The 22,088-nt window shown below is 71.9% G+C and carries 15 protein-coding genes; 2 read left to right on the forward strand and 13 right to left on the reverse strand.

What is annotated here, in order from left to right:
• Positions 1-27 precede the first annotated feature (27 nt).
• Positions 28-2,127, forward strand: coding sequence for a hypothetical protein (locus tag ACZ6B8_RS02235; protein ID WP_471074045.1), 2,100 nt, complete (start codon positions 28-30; stop codon positions 2,125-2,127).
• 75 nt (positions 2,128-2,202) lie between these two features.
• Here the strand turns inward: ACZ6B8_RS02235 and obgE are convergent, their stop codons facing one another.
• The 8 genes from obgE to ACZ6B8_RS02275 form a co-directional block, all read right to left on the reverse strand.
• A complete protein-coding gene (gene obgE, locus ACZ6B8_RS02240; RefSeq protein WP_471074042.1) occupies positions 2,203-3,642 on the reverse strand; it encodes a GTPase ObgE in 1,440 nt (479 codons plus the stop codon).
• A 168-nt stretch (positions 3,643-3,810) separates the two neighbouring features.
• Positions 3,811-4,065, reverse strand: a complete 255-nt coding sequence (gene rpmA / locus ACZ6B8_RS02245) for a 50S ribosomal protein L27 (protein WP_030564037.1) — start codon at positions 4,063-4,065, stop codon at positions 3,811-3,813.
• Positions 4,066-4,079: 14 nt separating this feature from the next.
• Complete coding sequence (rplU, locus tag ACZ6B8_RS02250) at positions 4,080-4,400, reverse strand: 50S ribosomal protein L21 (RefSeq protein ID WP_055566950.1); 321 nt, start codon at positions 4,398-4,400, stop codon at positions 4,080-4,082.
• Between the two features lie 223 nt (positions 4,401-4,623).
• On the reverse strand, positions 4,624-5,934 hold the full coding sequence (locus tag ACZ6B8_RS02255; RefSeq protein ID WP_471606019.1) for a phospholipase D-like domain-containing protein: 1,311 nt from the start codon (positions 5,932-5,934) through the stop codon (positions 4,624-4,626).
• Between the two features lie 284 nt (positions 5,935-6,218).
• Positions 6,219-10,316, reverse strand: a complete 4,098-nt coding sequence (locus ACZ6B8_RS02260; RefSeq protein WP_471606020.1) for an Rne/Rng family ribonuclease — start codon at positions 10,314-10,316, stop codon at positions 6,219-6,221.
• A gap of 234 nt (positions 10,317-10,550) precedes the next feature.
• A complete protein-coding gene (locus tag ACZ6B8_RS02265) occupies positions 10,551-11,351 on the reverse strand; it encodes a TIGR03936 family radical SAM-associated protein (RefSeq protein WP_471074033.1) in 801 nt (266 codons plus the stop codon).
• 48 nt (positions 11,352-11,399) lie between these two features.
• The gene (locus ACZ6B8_RS02270; protein ID WP_471606021.1) at positions 11,400-12,809 is read right to left on the reverse strand and encodes a hypothetical protein; all 1,410 of its coding nucleotides are present in this window, start codon (positions 12,807-12,809) and stop codon (positions 11,400-11,402) included.
• Positions 12,810-12,815: 6 nt separating this feature from the next.
• Complete coding sequence (locus ACZ6B8_RS02275; RefSeq protein WP_471606022.1) at positions 12,816-13,376, reverse strand: GNAT family N-acetyltransferase; 561 nt, start codon at positions 13,374-13,376, stop codon at positions 12,816-12,818.
• 320 nt (positions 13,377-13,696) lie between these two features.
• On the opposite strand from ACZ6B8_RS02275, the gene ACZ6B8_RS02280 reads away from it, so the two are divergent.
• Complete coding sequence (locus ACZ6B8_RS02280) at positions 13,697-14,245, forward strand: hypothetical protein (RefSeq protein WP_471606023.1); 549 nt, start codon at positions 13,697-13,699, stop codon at positions 14,243-14,245.
• Positions 14,246-14,326: 81 nt separating this feature from the next.
• On the opposite strand, the gene ACZ6B8_RS02285 is transcribed toward ACZ6B8_RS02280, so the two are convergent.
• The 5 genes from ACZ6B8_RS02285 to mreD form a co-directional block, all read right to left on the reverse strand.
• Entirely contained in the window at positions 14,327-16,252 is a 1,926-nt protein-coding gene (locus tag ACZ6B8_RS02285) for a TIGR03960 family B12-binding radical SAM protein (protein ID WP_471074021.1), read from the reverse strand.
• 50 nt (positions 16,253-16,302) lie between these two features.
• Complete coding sequence (locus tag ACZ6B8_RS02290; protein ID WP_471606024.1) at positions 16,303-17,907, reverse strand: CYTH and CHAD domain-containing protein; 1,605 nt, start codon at positions 17,905-17,907, stop codon at positions 16,303-16,305.
• A 79-nt stretch (positions 17,908-17,986) separates the two neighbouring features.
• Positions 17,987-19,183 carry a rod shape-determining protein RodA gene (rodA, locus tag ACZ6B8_RS02295; RefSeq protein ID WP_471074014.1) on the reverse strand — a complete coding sequence of 399 codons (1,197 nt, stop codon included), beginning with the start codon at positions 19,181-19,183 and terminating at the stop codon, positions 17,987-17,989.
• Positions 19,183-21,363, reverse strand: a complete 2,181-nt coding sequence (mrdA, locus tag ACZ6B8_RS02300; RefSeq protein ID WP_471074011.1) for a penicillin-binding protein 2 — start codon at positions 21,361-21,363, stop codon at positions 19,183-19,185. Before mrdA ends, rodA begins: the two co-directional genes overlap by 1 nt.
• A gap of 40 nt (positions 21,364-21,403) precedes the next feature.
• Positions 21,404-22,078, reverse strand: a complete 675-nt coding sequence (mreD, locus tag ACZ6B8_RS02305; RefSeq protein WP_471074008.1) for a rod shape-determining protein MreD — start codon at positions 22,076-22,078, stop codon at positions 21,404-21,406.
• Positions 22,079-22,088 lie beyond the last annotated feature (10 nt).

Genomic DNA, 22,088 nt, shown 5'->3' on the forward strand with positions numbered 1-22,088 from the left:
CTCCATCCCCGCCAGGAGCCCAAGCCCGTGCCCTCTGCCGGACTCGCCCCCCGACGCATCGTGCAGCTGACAGCGCTGTTCGCGATGTTCGCGCTCTTCGCGACGCAGCTCGCGACCGCGCTGATCCCCTACGTCCCGGCCTTCATCGCCGCGGCGGCCGCGAATCTCGCGCTCGACATCTATCTGCAGTACAAGCAGCCGGGCCTCCTCTCCCTCCTTGGCAAGATCCGCTTCGACGTCACGGTGCGCCAGCTGCTCCGCGACATGCTGATCCTGGTGGGGCTGCTGCGCATCGACGGCATCGAGCCGCTGGCCGAGCAGTCCCCGCTGACCATCGCGCTGCTCGCCTTCTACGCCCTGCACTTCTGCTGCCAGGCCGTCGCCGTCCTGGTGCGCAGGACCCGCTCGCTGCCGATCGTCACGCGCAACATCGACACTTCGAAGCTGCACCTCACGGCCGCTCCGCCGCGGATCCTCTCCCGCCGACAGGCCCACCGGCTGCTGACGTTCTCGGTCCCGGCGACGGCCGGCCTGCTGGTCACCGCGGGCACCACCGACGCGTACTGGGGCGGCATCGGGCTCGCCGTCTCCCTCGTGCTCATCGGCGGCGGCGCGCTCTACCTCGCCACCTGGCTGCTCCCGAAGAAGCGCGCGAAGAACGACGAGAAGGTCATGGAGTGGCTGGACGCGTGGCTGGCGCAGTACAAGCCGACCGTCGCCATGTACTTCTCCGGCGGCACCACCTCCGCTTACCAGGCCAACATGTGGCTCTCCACCCTCGCCCAGCTCGACGGCAAGCCGCTGATCGTGCTGCGTGAGCGGTTCATGGTGCAGAAGATCGACGCGACGGACGTCCCGATCATCTGCTTCCCGAAGGTCGCGACGATGTTCTCCCTGGAGACGTCGACGCTGAAGATGATGCTGCACCCGGCGAACGCCGCGAAGACCTCGCAGGTGCTGCGCATCCCCACGATCAAGCACGCCTTCATCAACCACGGCGAGAGCGACAAGCTCTCCTCCTGCAACCCCTACGCGAAGGCGTACGACGAGGTGTGGGTGGCAGGACCCGCGGCCCGCGACCGCTACCAGCTGGCGGACATCGGCGTCGAGGACAAGGACGTGGTCGAGGTCGGGCGCCCCCAGCTGTCCCCGATCCGCCCGTACACCGGCGCGCCCACCGGCGCGTTCACCACCGTCCTGTACGCCCCCACCTGGGAGGGCTGGGACGGCAACCCGGGCAACACCTCGGTGGTCCTCGCGGGCGAGAACATCGTCCGTGAGCTGCTCGCCGACCCCAGCGTGCGCCTCCTCTACAAGCCGCACCCGATGACCGGCTCGCAGAACCCGGCGGCGGGCGCCGCGAACGAGCGCATCAAGGCGATGATCGCCGCGGCCAACACCAAGCGCTCCGGCGCCCGGCCCGGCGCCGAGGCCGCCGCCGAGCTCGCCCGGCGCACCGAGGAGCTGGACCGGCTGACCGCCCGCTCCTTCCGCAAGAGCGCGGACGAGCAGGAGCGCATGATGCTCCAGGGCTCACCGGACGGCGGCCAGCAGGCCGCGGTGGCCGCGGCGACGGCCGCGTGGGAGACCGCGTTCTGGGCCTCCTTCCCGGAGTGGGAGCACCAGATCGTCACCGCCGCGCGCCCCGCGATCTTCTCCTGCTTCAACCAGGCCGACGTCCTCATCAGCGACGTCTCCTCGGTCGTCTCCGACTGGCTGAGCAGCGAGAAGCCGTACGCGGTCGCCAACACGGCCGGCATGTCCGAGGCGGAGTTCCGCGCGAGCTTCCCGACGGCGTCGGCGGCGACCATCCTCACCCCCGAGGCGGACGGCGTGGCCGCCCTCCTGAAGGCCGTACGCGCCCCGGAGCTCGACTCCCACGCGGAGGCCCGCGCCGAGCTCAAGGAGCACCTCCTGGGCCCCTCGGACCCGCCCTCCCTGGTCCGCTTCAACGCCGCGGCGCTCGCGTTGTGCGCCCAGGCCGACGCCCGCCGCGCCCGCATGGACCAGCGGGTCGACGCCGACATCCCCGGCCAGCGCGCCGCGGAGGAGGCGGCCGAGGAGGCCGCGCAGGAAGCCTCGGAACAGGCCGAGCAGAACGGCGCGGAGGACTCGGTCACGGCGTGACCCGGACCGACATGTGAGAGGGCCCCCGAGCATCAGCTCGGGGGCCCTCTCACATGTCCGGCGACCGCCCGCCGCCTAGAAGGGCTCGAAGTCGTCGTACTCGCGCTGCGCCTCGTCGCGCTCCGCCTCGCGGTCCTTGCGGCGCTGCGCGGCGGGCCGGGGCGCCTCCAGGCGGTGGTCCTCGCCGCGGCGGCCCAGCATCTCGGCGCCCGCCATCATCGTCGGCTCCCAGTCGAAGACGACCGCGTTCTCCTCGGGGCCGATGGCCACGCCGTCGCCGCTGCGGGCGCCGGCCTTCATCAGCTGGTCCTCGACACCGAGGCGGTTGAGGCGGTCCGCGAGGTAGCCGACGGCCTCGTCGTTGTTGAAGTCGGTCTGGCGCACCCAGCGCTCCGGCTTCTCGCCGCGCACGCGGTAGATGCCGTCGTCCTCGCGGGTGACGGTGAAGCCGCTGTCGTCGACGGCCTTGGGGCGGATGACGATGCGGGTCGCCTCCTCCTTGGGCTTCGCGGCACGCGACGCGGCGACCAGCTCCGCCAGGCCGAAGGAAAGCTCCTTGAGCCCCTTGTGCGCGACGGCGGACACCTCGAAGACGCGGTAGCCGCGCTCCTCCAGGTCGGGCCGGACCAGGTCGGCGAGGTCCTGTCCGTCCGGTACGTCGATCTTGTTGAGGACGACGATGCGCGGCCGGTTCTCCAGGCCCGCGCCGTACTCCCGCAGCTCGGCCTCGATGACGTCGAGGTCGGACACCGGGTCGCGGTCGGACTCCAGGGTCGCGGTGTCGAGCACGTGCACGAGCACGCTGCACCGCTCCACGTGGCGCAGGAACTCCAGGCCCAGGCCGCGGCCCTGGCTGGCGCCGGGGATGAGGCCGGGCACGTCGGCGACGGTGTAGACGGTCGATCCGGCCGTCACGACGCCGAGGTTGGGGACGAGCGTGGTGAAGGGGTAGTCCGCGATCTTCGGCTTCGCCGCGCTCAGCACGGAGATCAGCGAGGACTTGCCGGCGCTCGGGTAGCCCACGAGGGCCACGTCGGCGACGGTCTTGAGCTCCAGAACGACGTCCCGCGCCTCACCGGGCTCGCCGAGCAGCGCGAAGCCGGGGGCCTTGCGCCGGGCGGAGGCCAGCGCCGCGTTGCCGAGGCCGCCGCGGCCGCCCTGGCCCGCGACGAAGGTGGTGCCCTGGCCGACCATGTCCGCCAGGACGTTGCCCTGCGGGTCGAGGACGACGGTGCCGTCCGGGACGGGCAGGACGAGGTCCTGGCCGTCCTTGCCGGAGCGGTTGTCGCCGGCGCCGGGCTGGCCGTTGGTGGCCTTGCGGTGCGGGCTGTGGTGGTAGTCGAGGAGCGTCGTGACGTCCTGGTCGACGACCAGGATCACGTCACCGCCACGGCCGCCGTTGCCGCCGTCCGGGCCGCCGAGCGGCTTGAACTTCTCACGGTGGACGGAGGCACAGCCGTGGCCCCCGTTACCCGCGGCGGCGTGCAGCTCGACGCGGTCCACGAAGGTGGTCATGGTTTGGTGCCTCCTGAAGGTCCCCCCACGCCTGCAAGGCAGAGGGGCGTACGGAAATGTCTTACGTCTAACACGCGAAAGGCGGACCCGCTTCCCGGAAACCGGGAAGAGAGGTCCGCCCTCGCAGAACTCGCTCGACGAGCGACTGGTCAGTCAGTGAAGACGGACTCAGGCGACCGGAACGATGTTCACGACCTTGCGGCCGCGGTGGGTACCGAACTCCACCGCACCGGCGTCCAGCGCGAACAGGGTGTCGTCCTTGCCGCGGCCGACGCCCGAGCCCGGGTGGAAGTGGGTGCCGCGCTGGCGGACCAGGATCTCACCGGCGTTGACGGTCTGACCGCCGAAGCGCTTCACGCCGAGCCGCTGAGCATTGGAGTCGCGCCCGTTCCGAGTGGACGATGCGCCCTTCTTGTGTGCCATCTTGTCTCAGTCCCTTACTTCGCAGCCGTGGGGATACCGGTGATCTTGATCGCCGTGTACTGCTGACGGTGACCCTGACGACGGCGGTAACCGGTCTTGTTCTTGTAGCGAAGGATGTCGATCTTCGCGCCCTTGTGGTGGTCCACGACCTCGGCCTGGACCTTGATGCCGGCAAGCACCCACGGGTCGCTCGTCACGGCGTCGCCGTCGACAACGAGCAGGGTCGAGAGCTCGACCGTGTCGCCAACCTTGGCAGTGGAAATCTTGTCAACCTCAACGATGTCGTCGACAGCAACCTTGTGCTGGCGACCACCGCTGCGCACGATGGCGTACACGCGGATCTCTCTCTCGCTCGGAACGGTGCCCCCGCAGTCCAGCCGCCCACCCGAAGAGCGGAACGGCCTCTCTCCCGGTACGGGCCGACACGGCCCGGGCCACGAGAGGAAAAAGGTTTACAGGGGGTGGCGGTGTATAGGAACACGCCGACGGTCAAGGTTACGGGGCCCACCCGGAAGGGTCAAACCGGCCCCGTCCCCCCTCCGCACCGGGCAGCCGAGGTCACCTGACGCTGGGCTCGCCGTCCGGCGGCAGCGGCTTGACGCCCTTGCACAGATCCGTCTTGTCGGCGCTGCCCGGCCAGGCCACCGCGCGGGTCCGGTCGAAGTGCGAACGGTAGGTGTCGTGCACCGAGTCGTCGTCGATCTTGACGATCGCCTCGTCGTTCTCGCGCAGCGCGGGCGCCGTGTAGTTCTGCGAGCCGGTGAAGGAGACCTTGTTCCGCTTCCCGTCGTACATGCCGTCGACCAGCAGGTACTTCGAGTGGATGATGTAGGGCGTCGTGAGCGGGGTGCCGGGGTTCAGCGGGTCCCGGTCGTCGTTGAAGCAGCGCACACTGGGGCCGCCCGACGTGTGCAGCTGCTCCCAGGTGCCCGGGGTGCCGCCCTGGCTCTTGGCGCTGTCGGTCTCCGCGTACAGGATGCTCACCGAGCAGCCGGCCTTCTTCAGCGAGACGAGCTTGTCGGCGATCTGCTTGCGGGTGATCTTGAAGATCGCGGCGCGGACCTGGGTGTGCTTGGTGGCGCCCGTCGCGTCCTTGTACGTGCACTGCACGTTGTTCAGGACCGAGTACATGGTGTCGGTCTCGTTGACCGTGCCGTTGCGCGGGAAGAAGTACGACTTGTAGCGGCCGCTGCTGACCGTGCGGTAGTCCCAGTCCTGCCAGCGCTTGCCGAGCATGTCCGTGAAGTACTCCGCGTACGCGTCGTACATCGCGGGGTTGTCCGGCAGCAGCAGCGCGTCGTTGTAGAACTTCGTGTGGGCCGACGGCGTCGAGTTCGAGGTGGTCTGCACGACCACGTCCCTGGCGCCCTCGACCTCGGAGAACAGCCAGAACTTGTTGTGCATGATCGACTTGCCGTACGCCGGGTCGCCCAGACAGGACTTGCCGGTCGGGCAGAGCGAGACGAAGGACGACTTGGCCGTGTTGGTGCCGAGCGCCGTCCTCAGCTCGTTGTACGAGGTGTTCGTCGGCCGGTCCGTCTTGCTGGTGGAGTCCAGCAGGATCTGCACGTGCACGCCGCGGTTCTTGGCGTCGATCAGCGCGTCGACGACGGTGGCCTCCCACACGTGGTAGACCGCGACCTTGATCGTCGAGCCGGGCACCGCGGCGTGCGTCAGCTCGACCAGCCGGGTGCGGATGGCGTACTGCTCGTCCACGGAGCCGTTGGGGTCGTTGAAGATCGGCCCCTCCGTCCAGGTGGGCCCGGTGTCCGCCGATGCGGTCCCCACGGAGCCCGCGGCCTGGATGCCCGCCGCGGAGAGCACCGTGGCCAGTGCCACGGCCTGGCGGCCGCCCTTGACCGGTTTCACGGCACGGTGTCGTCCCGTGCCTCGCAGGCGCGCGTGCGCCATCTGTCATCCCTCCCCTGACGCGGGCGCGTGGTCTCCCCAACCGCGCGTTCACGTCGCTGTTCACTTATCAGACCGCATGAGTTTTACAGGTGTCCCCCCGGCACTCCAAGGGAGGGGGCCCCACTTCACGCTTTCGTGCAGTGGAACCCGTTTTTCCGGACAAGCCCCGTAGGGGCCCCGACAGACCGGTGCCCCCTGTCCCGCACGGATGCGGGACAGGGGGCACTCGGGCCGTGAAGAGGTCAGCCCTCGTCGCCCGCTCCGGCGGAGACACCGGACGGCGTCTGCTCCGCCGCCGCGGTCTTCTTCGCCGTCGCCTTCGACGTCTTCTTGGCCGTCGTCTTCTTGGCGGCCGTCTTCTTGGCCGCGGTCTTCTTGGCTGCCGTCTTCTTCGCCGGCGCCTTCTTGGCGGCCTTGCGCGCCGTCTTCTTGGCCGGGGCGGCCTCCGCGGCGGGAGCCTCCGCGGTGGTGGCCTCCTCCACGGGTGCCTCCGCCGCGTCCTTCTCGGCGCGCTTCCCGGCGGCCTTCCGGACGGGCTTCTCCGCCGACGGGACGACCACGAAGGCCGTCTCCTCGGACGCGGTCGGCGCGGTGGCCTTGCGGACCGCACGGCGGCGCGGGCGCGGCGGCGCGGCGTCGGCGGCGGCGGGCGCCTCGGCCACGGGCTCGGCGACCGGCTCGGCCTGCTCAGCCTTGGGCGCCTCCGTCACGACCACCTCGGCGGCCTCGGGCGCGGAGCCCTCGGCGGCCTTCGGCGAACCGGCCGGCGACGTCGCCTTGCGGACCGCACGGCGGCGCGTGCGTCCCTTGGGCGCCGCGTCCTGCGCGGGAGCCTCGGCGGCCTCCGCGACCTCGGAGTGCGCCTCCTGCGCCGCCTCGACGGCCGCGGGAGAGCCCACCATCGGGTCCTCGACGGCCGGGGCCTCGGTGCGCGCGACGTCGGACTCGACGACCGGCACCTCGGCGGCCTTGGCCTCCGCCTTGGCGGCCCGCTCGGCCTTCTCGGCCGCCTTGGAGCGACGGCCCGACTTCTTCGCCGACGCCTTCGGGGCGTCCGCCTGCACCGCCTCCGCCTGCGGGGCCTCCTCGGGAGCGGACTCCGCGCGGGGAGCGCCCGCCGGAGCCGACGCGCGTCGGGTCGCCCGGCGCCGCGAACGGCCACCGCGCGAGGCGGCCGCCTCGGCCTCGGCCGCGCTGCTGTACAGCTCCTCGTCCGGGACGAACTCGGGCTCGGGCAGCGCCACCGGAGCGGCGACCTCCGCCTCGACCTCGGCCGCGGTCTCGGTGCCCTCGGCGGCGTCCACCGTCTCGTGCTCGTGCTCGTGCTCGTGCTCGTGGGTGTGGTCGTGACCGTGGTCCTGCTGGTCCGCGCCACCGCGCCCGCGCTTCTTGCGCTTGCCGCCGCCACCGGCGGAGGTCGGCTGCTCCATGTGCACGATGACGCCGCGGCCGTTGCAGTGCACGCAGGTCTCGGAGAAGGACTCCAGGAGCCCCTGGCCGACCCGCTTGCGGGTCATCTGGACCAGGCCGAGCGAGGTGACCTCGGCGACCTGGTGCTTCGTGCGGTCCCGCCCGAGGCATTCGAGCAGGCGCCGCAGGACCAGGTCCCGGTTGGACTCCAGGACCATGTCGATGAAGTCGATGACGACGATGCCGCCCAGGTCGCGCAGCCGGAGCTGGCGCACGATCTCCTCGGCCGCCTCGAGGTTGTTCCTCGTGACGGTCTCCTCGAGGTTGCCGCCCTGGCCGGTGAACTTGCCGGTGTTGACGTCGACGACGATCATCGCCTCGGTCTTGTCGATCACCAGCGAGCCACCGCTCGGCAGCCAGACCTTGCGGTCCAGCGCCTTGGCGAGCTGCTCGTCGATCCGGTACGTCGCGAAGACGTCGACCTCGGAGGTCCACCGCGAGAGCCGGTCGGCCAGGTCGGGCGCCACGTGCGAGACGTAGCCGTGGATGGTCTCCCACGCCTCGTCGCCGCTGACGATGACCTTGGAAAAGTCCTCGTTGAAGATGTCCCGGACCACCCGGACGGTCATGTCCGGCTCGCCGTACAGCAGGCTCGGCGAGCTGGTGGTGGACATCTTGGCCTTCTTCTGGATGTCCTCCCACTGGCCCTGGAGCCGCTCGACGTCACGGCGCAGCTCGTCCTCGCTCGCGCCCTCGGCCGCGGTGCGCACGATGACGCCGGCGTCCTCGGGGACGATCTTCTTGAGGATCGTCTTCAGACGCGCGCGCTCGGTGTCGGGCAGCTTGCGGCTGATGCCGGTCATCGAGCCCTCGGGCACGTACACGAGGTAGCGGCCCGGCAGGGAGACCTGGCTGGTCAGACGGGCGCCCTTGTGGCCGATCGGGTCCTTGGTGACCTGTACCAGGACCGACTGCCCCGACTTCAGGGCGGACTCGATGCGGCGGGGGCCGTTGGCCATCCCGAGCGCCTCGAAGTTGACCTCACCGGCGTACAGGACGGCGTTGCGGCCCTTGCCGATGTCGATGAAGGCGGCCTCCATGGACGGCAGCACGTTCTGGACCTTGCCCAGGTAGACGTTGCCGACGTACGAGGTGGCCTGCTCCTTGTTGACGTAGTGCTCGACGAGCACGTTGTCCTCGAGGACGCCGATCTGGGTGCGCTCGCCGTTCTGGCGGACCACCATCACGCGCTCGACGGCCTCACGGCGGGCCAGGAACTCGGCCTCCGTGATGATCGGGACGCGGCGGCGGCCCTGCTCGCGGCCCTCGCGGCGGCGCTGCTTCTTGGCCTCCAGACGGGTCGAGCCCTTGATGGACTGGACCTCGTCGGCGCCGGTGCCGAGCTCGCGCTCCTCCTTCTTGCGCGGCTCGCGGACCTTCACGACCGTGCGCTCCGGGTCGCCGTCGACCGGCTCGCCCTCGGCGGAGTCACCGGCGCGGCGACGGCGGCGACGCCGGCGACGGCTGCTGCTGGAGCCGGAACCGCCCGACTCCGAAGCCGACTCGTCGTCGTCGGAGTCGTCCTCGGCCTGCTCGTCGGAGGAGCTGTCGTCGTCGGCCCCGCCGGTCTGGTCCGCCTGGTCGGCGGCGGCGTCCTCGGACTCGTCCGAGGCGTCGTTCTGCTCGCCGTCCTGGTCGGCGGAGTCACCGCGGCGGCGGCGACGGCCACCACGACGACGGCGACGGCCCTGGCGCTCGCCGGACTCCTCCGTGTCGGTGTCCGTGTCCTCGTCGCCCTGCTCGGCGGCCTCGGCGGCGGCCTCGTCGTCGGCCGGCCGCTGCTCGGCGGCCTTGACGGGCTCGCGCTCCTCGGCGGCCGCGGGCTGCTCGTCGGCGGCGCGGCGGCGACGGCGACGGCGCGGGGTCTGCTCCTCCTCCGCCACGGGGGCGGCGGGCTCGGCGGGCTCCGGCTCGGCGGCCTCGGCGGCGGCCGCCGCGGCGGCGCGCTCCGGGGTCTGGAACATCGGCTCGGCGAAGACCGGGGCCTGGAAGACGGCGACGGCCGGGCGGGCGGGCTTGCGGCCGTCGTCGCCGGACTCGTCGGCGGCGGCCTTGGCCTTGCGGGCCTTGTGTCCCGCCGGGGCGGAGAAGCCGGCGGCGGCGGTCTTGCGGGTGGCGCGGCGGCGGCGCGGAGCCGGGGCCTCGGCCTCGGCGGCGGGCTCCTCGACGGGGGCCTGCTGCTCGGCGGCCGGCTCCTGGGCCGTGGCCGCGGCCTTCGGGGCCTGCTCCTCGGCGGCGGCCTTCGGCTCGCCCGCGGGGGCGGACGCGCCACGGGTGGCGCGGCGGCGGTTACGGCGCGGGGCGGGCTCGTCGGCGACCGGCTCGGGCTCGGCGGCGGTCATGTTCTCGACCTCGGTCCTGGCCTCGGCGGCCTCCTCGACGGCGGCCGCCGCCTCGCCGGTGGTGCCCTGCGGGGCACCGGCCGGAGCGGAGGCGCGACGGGTCGCGCGGCGGCGGGCACGGGGCGCGGGAGCGGCCTCCGGCTCGGCCTCGGCGGGCGCTTCGGCCTGCGCGGGGGCCGGGGTCCCGGCGGGCTCCGTCACCTCCGCGGCGGCGGCCTGCGGCGCGCCGGCGGGGGCCGAGGCGCGACGGGTCGCGCGCCGTCGGGCACGGGGCGCGGGAGCGGCCTCCGGCTCGGCGGCCGGGGCCTCGGTGGCCGCGGCTGCCTCGTCGGTCTCCTCGGCCTCGTCGACGGCGTCGACGGCGTTCTGGGCGGCGGGGGTGGCCGGTATGGCCGGAGCCGCGGCTTCGGCGGCGCCCGTCGGCGGGCCCGCGGGACGCGACGCGGCACGGCGCCTGCGGCGCGGCGGCAGGGTGTCGCTGGGGGTGTCGTTCTGCGAGCCCTCAGTGGGGTCGTTCGGCTCAAGCATGCGGGCGGTTCTCCCGTCACGCTCCCGGGCGCCGCGCCTGGTCCGGTGATGTCCGCGGCTCGCGCTGTGTGCGCGGGGCCGCCATCCGGGGGCGTGGGCGCCGCACGGGAGCTCTCTGTCTTGTCTCGCCGGTTCCGTACGCCCAAATGCGGACGGCCTGGCGAAAGTCTCGGTCAGTGCGCTGCCCGACCCAGGTGGCTCCCGAGTACGAGGGCTGCGCTTTGACGTACGTCCCTAACGGGGGCCTTCCGGCGCCGGCGCCTTCGCGGCGGCATCCACGGCGGCCATGGGTGATGCGGCCGTGACTGCCTCGCGGTCGGGCGCGAGCGGGTCGGTCACCGTGCCGGTCTCTTCATCGAAAAGCCCCTGCGCCAGCCTGGTCACCGCTGCGGGGACCGGCGGCGCCAGGTCGGCCACAGCTCGGAGACCGGACAGGACGTCGTCAGGTCGTACGGCAGGTGTCACGTGCCGAACAACCAGCCGCAGTATCGCACAGGGCTTGTCGGTCGGCCTATCAGCGTCGGCGGCGATCGGTGCGCCGTCGGTGACCGGGGCCAGGCTCACGACGGCCTCGCGCGCGTCGAAGGTGCGCATGCCGTTCTTGGTGCGGCGCTGGACCTCGACCGTCTCGGCCGCCGTGAACAGCTCGGCGGCACGCCCGGCCTCGGCGGGCTCCACCCCGTCGAGACGCAGTTCCCAGACGGACGCCGTCAGCCGGTCGGCGAGGCCCGAGGTGTGGGACTCGACGGCGTCGACGATGTCGAGCCCGGTGGGCATCGACGCGTCGAGGAGCTCACGGAGCTGGTCCGGGTCGCGCGGCGCGGTGAGCGCGATCTCCAGGTACTCCGCCTCACTGCCGGTGCCGGTGGGTGCGGCATTGGCGTACGACACCTTCGGGTGCGGGGTGAACCCCGCCGAGTACGCCATGGGCACCTCGGCGCGGCGCAGCGCCCGCTCGAAGGCGCGCTGGAAGTCACGGTGGCTGGTGAACCGGAGGCGGCCGCGCTTGGTGTAGCGCAGGCGGATGCGCTGCACCGCGGGTGCGGGCGGCGGGCCTACGGGCTGTCGCTTGCCCAGTGTCGTTCAGTCCTTCGTGAGTGCGGTCGTACTGCTACCTAGAGTACGTGTCCGCGGCGTGTCAGGTTCCCGCCGGGCCATCGGAACGGGCGCGGGCTCGCCGGGTGCCGCCGCCACCGGCACCGGTTCCTTCGCCGCCCCGAACAGCATCCGGCGTACGTCGGCGCGGGCCTGGCGCACGCTCTGCCGGGCCGAGGCGAGGGCCTGGCGGGTGGTGCGGCCGACACTGCGGGCGGCCTCGGTAGCGGGGCGCCACACCGCGTCGCGGACGACGTGCCCGAGGGGCGTGAGCACCGAGCGGTACGCCCAGCGCACCGGCTCGACGAAGATCCACCGGAGGAGTCTGCCGAGGAAGCGGCCGACGACGAGGGAGATGTGCCCGGCGACGCGCCAGGCGTGGCCGAGCGCGTCGCCGACCTCGCGGGCGACGACGGCGATCGCCCGTCCAACGGGGGCGAGCACGAACCGCCACAGGGCGACCGCGGGCACGACGAGGATCCAGCGGCACAGTGTCGTGACGACGGTCCACAGGCCGCGCGCCAGCCAGCCGATGCCCGCGCCGATCCCGCGCGCCGCCCAGCCGATCCCGGCGCCGATCCCGCACGCCACCCAGGCGATGCCGTGCCCGATGGGCGTCAGCACGCGCGCGTACAGCCACCCCGCCGGGATCACGATCAACACCCGCCCCAGCCAGGCCAGTCCGCGCCCGACCGGGACGACCACGTACCGCCACAGGCCCACCCACGGCCAGACGAAGACGGCCTTGAGGAGCCAGACCAGGGCGCGTCCGACACCGCGCCCGGCGAACACGGCGCCGGCGCCGATCCCCCGGGCGAGCCAGGCGATACCGTGCCCGATGGGCGTCAGCACGCGCGCGTACAGCCACCCCGCGGGGACCACGATCAACACCCGCCCCAGCCAGGCGATGCCCGCGCCGATGCCGAGCACCACGGCCGCGACGCCCCGGCCCAGCCGGCCGATTCCGGCACCGATTCCGCGCGCCACCCAGGCAATGCCGTGCCCGACCGGTGTCAGCACGCGCGCGTACAGCCACTCCGCGGGGACGACGAGCAGGACGTGGCCCAGCCAGGCGAGCCCCTTGCCGACCGGGACGAGCACATAGCGCCACAGGCCCACCCAGGGCCAGACGAAGACCGACTTGCACAGCCAGGTCAGCACGGTGGCGACGGCGCGTCCTGCCGGGCGCAGGGCCTTGAGCCACAGGAAACGGCCGCACACGGCGAGCACGTCCCACACCAGGCGCACCGGTACGACGAGCACGAGGACCACGATCCGCACCGGGACGCGGATCGCGACGGCGAGGCAGCCCTCGGCCTGCGGCGGTGCGGGCGCGGGCGGCCGCGCGGCCACCGGCTCCGCGGGCTGGGGCGGCTGCGGCCGTTTTTCCAGGTCCATGTCTTCCTAGACGCGCGGGGCGCCTGTTCGGATCCGGGCGGTGCCGATCCAGTACCGCAGCTTGCCGCCCCGCTCGTCCTCGAACATACCGCCGACCGCCTCGATGACCTTGCGTGAACCGGTGTTGTCGGTGTCGCAGGTCACCAGGACGGATTCCAGGCCGAGTTCGGCGGCGTACGGGAGGCAGGCGCGCAGCATGTCGGTGGCGTGGCCGCGGCGGCGTGCGGTGGGGCGCACGTCGTAGCCGATGTGGCCGCCGTACTCGCGCAGGAAGCGGGTGTTGATGGTGTGGCGGATGGTGAGGCGGCCGAGGTAGTCGGCACCGTCGACGTACCAGAGGGTGGTGACGGGGACGGAGTGCGGCGCCGCGGGGTGGGCGGCGGCGCGTACCTCGGCGACGTAGGACTCGAAGACGGCCCGGTCGCGCCAGCGGTCGCCGTAGCGGCGCAGGGTGCTGCCGAGCGTCGTGTCGTCGTCGGGCCCGCCCTGCCCCTCGGCCCGGAGCTCCTCCATCGCGGCGAGGTAGGAGCGGTGCACCAGGGCGGTGGGCAGGACGAGTCGCGGCATCGGGGCGCGCCGCAGCGCTACTTGACGACCGTCAGCGGCAGGAGCTTCTTGCCGGTCGGGCCGATCCGGATGTGCGTGTCCCTCTGCGGTCATACGGACCCGGCCCCGGACCTCGCCCTGCGGTCGCTCGACATGAGGGAATCGTACGCGGCGGTCGCGCACCTCAGGCGACCTCGCCTGCCGGAGTGCACCGCGCCTCCCCCGCCGCCGCCTCAGATCTTGCTCAGAAGATCCGCTCAGTGATCGACCGCACCCGCCGGGTGTCTGTACGTTTCTCCCGACCCGCCTGACCAGGCGAAAAACGAACGAGGGGGGCCTAGGTGACCGGCGACGGTTGCGCGCCGCTGCGGCAAGGTGAGCTCGGGTCGGCCAGCGCCACGCTGCCCACCAAGACGACCGGTTGGGTCTGCGCCGCGCTGTCCCTCACGTTGATGACCGGGTGCACGGGCGGCTCCGACGGGTCGGGGGAACCGGGCGGGAAGACTCGTCCGACGGTCGGCGGGAGCTCACCGGACCATGACGAGCAGAAGTGGGGCCGGCGCGTGAAGGAAGCGCTGGGGACGGAGACGATCGACGACAGCGACCCTTCGTTCGTCGAGGCCGGCCTGGAGCGCGTCAGTGACGGCCTTCATGCCCGGCCGGAGCTGACCGAGGGGACCGCGTACGAGTTGGCGGTCGCCTGTGCGGGAACGGGGAAGATCAGGCTCTCGGTCCGCGGCGGCGAACCCGCCCGGCGGACCGTGGACTGTGACGGTGTCCCGGCCACCCAGCGGACCGTGGGGCCACGGGGGCGACTGGAGATCGACGCCGAGCGGCTGTCCGGCGCCACCGGCATGGTCGGATGGCGGATCAGCAAGGCCGAGGAGTAGCCGGCGCGCCCTGCACGACGAACGAGCCGGGGACGGTGCGGTGACCGTCCCCGGCAGGTCCCGCCCTAGGGCGGGAAGCGGCTACTTGACGACCGTCAGCGGCAGGAGTTTCTTGCCGGTCGGGCCGATCTGGATGTGCGTGTCCATCTGCGGGCAGACGCCGCAGTCGAAGCACGGGGTCCAGCGGCAGTCCTCGACCTCGGTCTCGTCGAGCGAGTCCTGCCAGTCCTCCCAGAGCCAGTCCTTGTCGAGACCGGAGTCCAGGTGGTCCCAGGGCAGGACCTCCTCGTAGGTGCGCTCACGCGTGGTGTACCAGTCGACGTCGACGCCCGCCTCGGGCAGCGTCTTCGCGGCGCAGCGCATCCAGCGCTCGTAGCTGAAGTGCTCGCGCCAGCCGTCGAAGCGGCCGCCCTCCTCGTAGACCGCGCGGATGACGGCGCCGATGCGGCGGTCGCCGCGGGAGAGCAGGCCCTCGACGATGCCGGGCTTGCCGTCGTGGTAGCGGAAGCCGATCGAGCGGCCGTACTTCTTGTCGCCGCGGATCTTGTCGCGGAGCTTCTCCAGGCGGGCGTCGGTCTCCTCGGAGGAGAGCTGCGGGGCCCACTGGAAGGGAGTGTGCGGCTTGGGCACGAAGCCGCCGATCGAGACCGTGCAGCGGATGTCGTTGGAGCCGGAGACCTCGCGGCCCTTCTGGATGACGTTCATCGCCATGTCGGCGATCTGCAGCACGTCGTCGTCGGTCTCGGTGGGCAGGCCGCACATGAAGTACAGCTTCACCTGGCGCCAGCCGTTGCCGTACGCGGTCGCGACGGTGCGGATGAGGTCTTCCTCGGACACCATCTTGTTGATGACCTTGCGCATGCGCTCGGAGCCGCCCTCGGGGGCGAAGGTCAGGCCGGACCTGCGGCCGTTCCTGGTGAGCTCGTTGGCGAGGTCCACGTTGAAGGCGTCGACGCGGGTCGAGGGGAGGGACAGGCCGATCTTGTCCTCCTCGTACCGGTCGGCGAGGCCCTTGGCGACGTCGGCGATCTCGCTGTGGTCGGCCGAGGAGAGCGAGAGCAGGCCGACCTCCTCGAAGCCGGTCGCCTTCAGGCCCTTCTCGACCATGTCGCCGATGCCGGTGATGCTTCGCTCCCGCACGGGGCGCGTGATCATGCCGGCCTGGCAGAAGCGGCAGCCGCGGGTGCAGCCGCGGAAGATCTCCACGGACATCCGCTCGTGGACGGTCTCGGCGAGCGGGACGAGCGGCTGCTTGGGGTAGGGCCACTCGTCGAGGTCCATGACGGTGTGCTTGGACACGCGCCACGGCACACCGCTGCGGTTGGGCACGACGCGGCCGATGCGGCCGTCCGGGAGGTACTCGACGTCGTAGAAGCCCGGGATGTAGACCGAGCCGGTGCGCGCGAGGCGGAAGAGGACCTCCTCGCGACCGCCGGGGCGGCCCTCGGCCTTCCACTCCCGGACGATCGCCGTCATGTCGAGCACGGCCTGCTCGCCGTCGCCGATGATCGCGGCGTCGATGAACTCGGCGATCGGCTCGGGGTTGAAGGCGGCGTGGCCGCCCGCGAGCACGATCGGGTCGTCCAGCGTGCGGTCCTCGGCCGCCAGCGGGATGCCCGCGAGGTCCAGGGCGGCCAGCATGTTGGTGTACCCCAGCTCGGTGGAGAAGCTGAGGCCGAAGACGTCGAAGGCGCCGACCGGGCGGTGCGAGTCGACCGTGAACTGGGGGACCCGGTGCTCGCGCATCAGGGCCTCCAGGTCCGGCCACACGCTGTAGGTGCGCTCGGCGAGCACGCCCTCGCGCTCGTTGAGGACCTCGTAGAGGATCTGGACGCCCTGGTTGGGCAGTCCGACCTCGTACGCGTCCGGGTACATGAGCGCCCAGCGGACGTCGCAGGAATCCCACGGCTTGACGGTGGAGTTCAGCTCACCGCCGACGTACTGGATGGGCTTCTGCACATGCGGGAGCAGAGCTTCGAGCTGTGGGAAGACCGACTCGGCAGACATCGCGAACCTTCATGAGCGGGCAGGGGTGACCATCAAGCGTACCCCGGCGTTCACTCGCCCAGCGCCGCCCGCACTTTCCGCCGGGACGCCTCGGCCCACACCGACGGCAGCTCCCGCTGCCGGTCCGCGCCCGCCGCCTCCTCCTGCCCGTACAGAAGCCCCCAGGTGAAGGCGGACTCCCCCGCCATGTGCGCCTGGATGGCGAGGGCCCGCAGCTCTTCCCGTGCGACCACGCTGTCCTGGTGGTCGCCGAGGACGCTCTGCACGGCCTTCATCCGTGTGGCGAACCGCTTGGCGGGCTTGCCGAGCGCCGGGACGGCGGACTCGCCGGCGTACCGGGCGCGCTTGGCGGCCTTGCGGGCGGCGTGCAGGGCCAGGTCGCGCTCGCGGCCCGGGGGCAGGGCGAGTGCGTGTTCGATACGGGCGGCGAGGCGCGCGTAGTCCTTGCGCGCCGCCTTGGGCAGCGCCTCGGCCGGCTTCTCGGCGGCGGCGGGGCGCAGCGGGGGCGCGGCGAGCAGCGCGTCGAGGGTGTTCAGGAGGGTGAGGTAGCGCTTGGACTCCAGGACGGCGACGGTGCGGCCGCGGGCGCCGGTGCGGCGGGCGACGTCCCAGAGGCGCAGCCGTCCGCGCACGGGCCCCAGGAGCAGGGTGGCGGGCAGCGCGTCGACGCGGCCGGCGAGGCGCGCGGCGAGGACCTCCTGGTCGCGGGCGACGCCCAGCTCGCCCGCCAGCCACTTGAGCTCGTCGCCCACCGGGTCGGTGACGGTGCGGTCGAGGATCTTCCGGTACGACTTGAAGGCGCTGCGCAGCTTGCGGGTGGCGACGCGCATCTGGTGCACGGCGTCGGGCAGGTCACGGCGGACGGCGGGGTCGAGGGAGACGATCGCGTCGCACTGGGCGCGGAGGTAGCCGAGGACGTGGTCCCCGGCGCTGCCGGTCCCCTCGGCCGCGGTCGCGCGCACCGCCGCCGCGACGGCCTCGCTCCTGCCGGCCTTCTTGCCGCCGCCCACGACGGTCTCGGTACGGGCCCGGCCGGTTTCGCCGTCCCCGGGCGCGGTCTCCGCGAGCGCCCTGGCCAGCTTGGACGGCGATGCGGAGCGGCGGACGCCCGCCTTGCGCAGCTTCTTCTCGACCTTGTCGAGGAGCGCGGGATCGGCGCCGTCGGCCAGCTCCACCTCGGCCTCGGTCCACTCGGCGGTGCCGGTGGTGTCGGTGAGCCGTTCGGCGAGCACCCGGTCGACGGCGAACTCGGCGAGCAGGGTGCCGTCCGCGTCGACGAGGTGGCGACGCGTACGGGTGGACAGCAGCCGGACGACGGGGACGAGGTCGGCGCCGCGCACCCGGGAGCGCACGAGGCCGGCGAGGTCGCGGGGCACGGCGTCGGAGAGCGGCGCGTGGATCTCGTCGCGCACGCCGTCGGCGAGGGAGACCGGCAGCTTCAGGTGCCAGCCCTCGTCGGCGCCGCCGGTGCGGCGCCGCAGGGTGACCGATCCGGCGGCCAGGCGCTGGTCGGCCGTGTCCCAGTAGACGGCGTCCAGTTCCACGACGCCTCTGTCGACGACGTCCGCGACCCCGGCCACACCGGTCAGGTCGGGCAGCGTCGCGTCCGCCCCGACGTCGTACTTCCGCTCGATCTCGCGCTTCGTCTCCGCCATGAGTTGAATCTAGACGCGAAAGACGACGGCAAACATGGCCCGGACGGACCAGGGCCCTTCCCGGGACCTCCCGTACGGATCAGGCCGACAGCGGTCGTTGCACCTTGATCGACTGGAGCAGGCCGACGGCCACCCAGACCGCGAACATCGACGAACCCCCGTAGCTGACGAAGGGCAGCGGAAGGCCCGCGACCGGCATGATGCCGAGGGTCATCCCGATGTTCTCGAAGGACTGGAAGGCGAACCAGGCGATGATGCCGGCGGCGACGATCGTGCCGTACAGCTCGGTCGTCTCGCGGGCGATGCGGCAGGCACGCCAGAGCACGACGCCGAGCAGCAGCAGGATCGCGCCCGCGCCCACGAAGCCGAGCTCCTCGCCGGCGACCGTGAAGACGAAGTCCGTCTGCTGTTCGGGGACGAACTGCCCGGTGGTCTGGGAGCCCTTGAACAGCCCGGTGCCGGTGAGACCGCCGGAGCCGATCGCGATGCGCGCCTGGTTGGTGTTGTAGCCGACGCCCGCCGGGTCGAGCGCGGGGTTGGCGAAGGCCGCGAAGCGGGCGATCTGGTAGTCGTCGAGGACGCCCAGCTGCCATATGGCGACGCCACCGGCGACGCCCGTGCCGAGCAGCCCGAACACCCAGCGGTTGGAGGCGCCGGAGGCGAGCAGCACGCCGAGCACGATCATCGCCATCACCATGACCGAACCGAGGTCCGGCATGAGCATCACGATCGCCACCGGCACGGCGGCGAGGCCGAGGGCCTGCAGCACGGTGCGGTGGTCGGGGATGTCCTTGTCGCCCGCGTCGACACGGGCCGCGAGCAGCATCGCCATGCCCAGGATGATCGTGATCTTCACGAACTCGGAGGGCTGGAGCGAGAAGCCGCCGCCGAGCACGATCCACGCGTGCGCGCCGTTGATCGTCGCGCCCAGCGGGGTGAGGACGAGCAGCACCAGGAAGACGGAGATGCCGTAGAGGATCGGCACGGCCGTGCGCAGCGTGCGGTGGCCGAGCCAGACGGTGCCGATCATCAGGGCGAAGCCGATGCCGGTGTTCAGGAGGTGCTTGAGCGCGAAGGAGTACGGGTCGTCGCCGACGAGCTCGGTGCGGTTGCGGGTCGCGGAGTAGACGAGCGCGGTGCCGATCCCGGAGAGCGCGATCGCCGCGCACAGCATCGGCCAGTCGAGCCGGCGCACCATGGAGTCGCGGGCCAGCAGTCGCGAGACCCCGGAGCGCTCGGGCCCGTACCCGGAGACGGAGAAGCCGTTGCCGGTCATCAGTCCCGCCTCCACTTCTCGGCCGGGGGTCCGGCCAACTGCTGCTGCTCGGCGGGCGGCTTGGGCGCCGTCGGCTTGTACGGCTTGATCTTCGGGGGCTTGATGGAGCCGTCGGTCTCGATCTTCGGCAGCTTCTTCTGCGGCTCGGGCAGCAGCGCCTTCTTCGGGTCCTGCTTGCCGTCGTCGTCCAGGCCGTAGATCGCGTTGTAGATCTGCCGCACGGCGGGTCCCGAGGCGCCGGAACCCGTACCGCCCTGGGAGATCGTCATGATGATCGTGTAGTCCTTGGTGTACGTCGCGAACCACGAGGTGGTCTGCTTGCCGTAGACCTCGGCCGTACCGGTCTTGGCGTGCATCGGGATCTTCTTCTGCGGCCATCCCTGGAAGCGCCAGGCCGCGGTGCCGCGGGTCGCGACGTCGGCGAGGGCGCCGTCCAGGTCCTTCTGCAGCTTGGCGTCGATCGGCAGCCTGCCGTGCGACTTGGGGGCGATCTCCTCGACCTGCTTGCCGTCGGCGCTGACGATCGCCTTGCCGACGGTGGGGTCGTGCAGGGTGCCGCCGTTGGCGATGGCGGAGTAGATCGTCGCCATCTGTATCGGCGTGACGAGGGTGTCGCCCTGGCCGATGGAGTAGTTGACGGAGTCACCGGCGCGCATCTTCATGCCTTCGAGGCAGTTCTCGTAGGCGATGCGCTCGGCGTAGTCGCCGCCGGTCTTCTTGCCCTGCTTGCACCAGGCGTCCTTGTTGGCCTTCCAGTAGTCCTTCTTCCACTGGCGGTCGGGGACGCGGCCGGTGACCTCGTTGGGCAGGTCGATGCCGGTCTCCTTGCCGAGACCGAACTGGTGGGCGGTCTTGTAGAACCAGTCCTTGGGGTGCTTGGCCGGCTTGTTGCCGCCGTCCTTGTTCCACTGGTCGTGCGACAGCTTGTAGAAGACGGTGTCGCAGGAGACCTCGAGGGCCTGGCCGAGGGTGATGTTGCCGTGGCCCTTGGACTCGTAGTTCTGGAAGGTCTGGCCGCCGATGGAGTACGAACTGGGGCACGGGTAGCGGCCGTTGAAGTCGTAGCCCGCGTGGACCGCGGCGGTGGTCGGGATGACCTTGAAGATCGAGCCGGGGGCGGCCTGGCCCTGGATGGCGCGGTTGAGCAGCGGGTAGTTGGACTGCTTGCCGGTGAGCCGGGCGTAGTCCTTGCCGGAGATGCCGCCGACCCAGGCGTTCGGGTCGTACGTCGGGTTGGACGCCATGGAGACGACGCGGCCGGTCTTGTTCTCCATGACGACGACGGCGCCCGCGTCGGCCTTGTAGTTCTCGCCGGTGTTCTTGTCGAACTCCTTGCGGGCCTTCTTCATCGCGTCGTTCAGCCAGTACTCGGAGACGGCCTGCACGCGCGCGTCGATGCTGGTGACCACGTTGGCGCCGGGCTTGGCCTCGTCGGACTCGGCCTTGCCGATGACGCGGCCGAGGTTGTCGACCTCGTAGCGGGTGACGCCCGCCTTGCCGCGCAGCTGCTTGTCGTACGTGCGCTCCAGGCCGGAGCGGCCGACCATGTCGGAGCGGAGGAACGGCGAGTCGGTGTCCTTGGCCTTGTTGATCTCGTCGTCGGTGACGGGCGAGAGGTAGCCGAGCACCTGTGCGGTGTTGGACTTGCCGGGGGCGGCGTAGCGGCGGACGGCGGTGGGCTCGGCGGTGATGCCGGGGAAGTCCTCGGAGCGCTCGCGGATCTGCAGGGCCTGCTTGGGCGTGGCCTCGTCGGTGATCGGGATGGGCTGGTACGGCGAGCCGTTCCAGCAGGGCTGCGGCGTCTTGGCGTCGCAGAGGCGGACCTTGCCCTCGACCTCTTCGGGCTTCATGTCGAGCACGTCGGCGAGCTTGGCGAGGACCGCCTTGCCGTCGTCCTTCATCTTCATCAGGTCGGTGCGGGACGCGGAGACGACGAGGCGGGTCTCGTTGTCGGCGATCGGCACTCCGCGGGCGTCCAGGATCGAGCCGCGCACGGCGGGCTGGACGACCTGCTGGACGTGGTTGCCGGAGGCCTCCTCGGCGTACTCGTCGCCGTTGCGGACCTGGAGGTACCAGAGGCGGCCGCCGAGGGTGAGCAGGAGGGAGAAGACGAGGATCTGGATGATGACGAGACGGATCTGGACGCGTGGGGTCCGTCCGGTCTCCGGAATGTTGGTCACTTCTTCCCTCCCCGGGGTGTGCCGTCGAAGTGAGTCGCCGTCACAGGCGCTTGACCCCCTTGATGCGCCCGGCGCGGGCGACCCGCGCCTTGGCGGCCTTGGCCCGGAGCCCGCCGCCGCGCTGGTTGCCGATGCGCAGTCCGGTGCCGGAGGAGAGCCAGCCGGCGGAGACGTCGGCCGCCTTGTTGGCGGGCGAGCCCTCCCCCAGCGGGTCGTTCTCGGCGCGCCGGGCGAGCGCGATGATCAGCGGCACCGTGAAGGGCGCGAGCATCAGGTCGTAGAGGGCCGCGGTGAACAGCAGGCCGACCAGGCCCACATGGCGCGCGGCGGTGTCCCCGACGAGCGAGCCGACGCCCGCGTACAGCAGCGTCGAGCCGATGGCGGCGCTGACGACCACGACGAGCGGGCCGGTGGCGGAGCGGAGTCTGCCGTTGTCGGGCTTGGCGAGGCCGGCGAGGTAGCCGACGACGCAGAGCACCAGCGCGTACCGCCCCGCGGCGTGGTCGGCGGGTGGCGCGAAGTCGGCGAGGAGTCCGGCGCCGAAGCCGACGAGGGCGCCGCCGACGTGGCCGTAGACCAGGGCGAGGCCGAGGACGGTGAGCAGCACCAGGTCGGGTACCGCGCCCGGCAGCTGGAGCCGGGCGAGCACGCAGACCTGGACGACCAGGGCGACGACGACGAGGGCGGTGGACAGCAGGATTCGGTTGAGGCGCATGGATCCGGTC

The sequence above is a fragment of the Streptomyces sp. NPDC041122 genome, assembly GCF_055592445.1.

Coding starts and splice junctions, on each gene's coding strand:
- ACZ6B8_RS02285 (WP_471074021.1), bottom strand. CDS start 16,252: ATGTCTGCCGAGTCGGTCTTCCCACAGCTCGAAGCTCTGCTCCCGCAT.
- mreD (WP_471074008.1), bottom strand. CDS start 22,078: ATGCGCCTCAACCGAATCCTGCTGTCCACCGCCCTCGTCGTCGTCGCC.
- rpmA (WP_030564037.1), bottom strand. CDS start 4,065: ATGGCACACAAGAAGGGCGCATCGTCCACTCGGAACGGGCGCGACTCC.
- ACZ6B8_RS02275 (WP_471606022.1), bottom strand. CDS start 13,376: ATGCCGCGACTCGTCCTGCCCACCGCCCTGGTGCACCGCTCCTACCTC.
- ACZ6B8_RS02270 (WP_471606021.1), bottom strand. CDS start 12,809: ATGGACCTGGAAAAACGGCCGCAGCCGCCCCAGCCCGCGGAGCCGGTG.
- ACZ6B8_RS02290 (WP_471606024.1), bottom strand. CDS start 17,907: ATGGCGGAGACGAAGCGCGAGATCGAGCGGAAGTACGACGTCGGGGCG.
- ACZ6B8_RS02260 (WP_471606020.1), bottom strand. CDS start 10,316: ATGCTTGAGCCGAACGACCCCACTGAGGGCTCGCAGAACGACACCCCC.
- rodA (WP_471074014.1), bottom strand. CDS start 19,183: ATGACCGGCAACGGCTTCTCCGTCTCCGGGTACGGGCCCGAGCGCTCC.
- obgE (WP_471074042.1), bottom strand. CDS start 3,642: ATGACCACCTTCGTGGACCGCGTCGAGCTGCACGCCGCCGCGGGTAAC.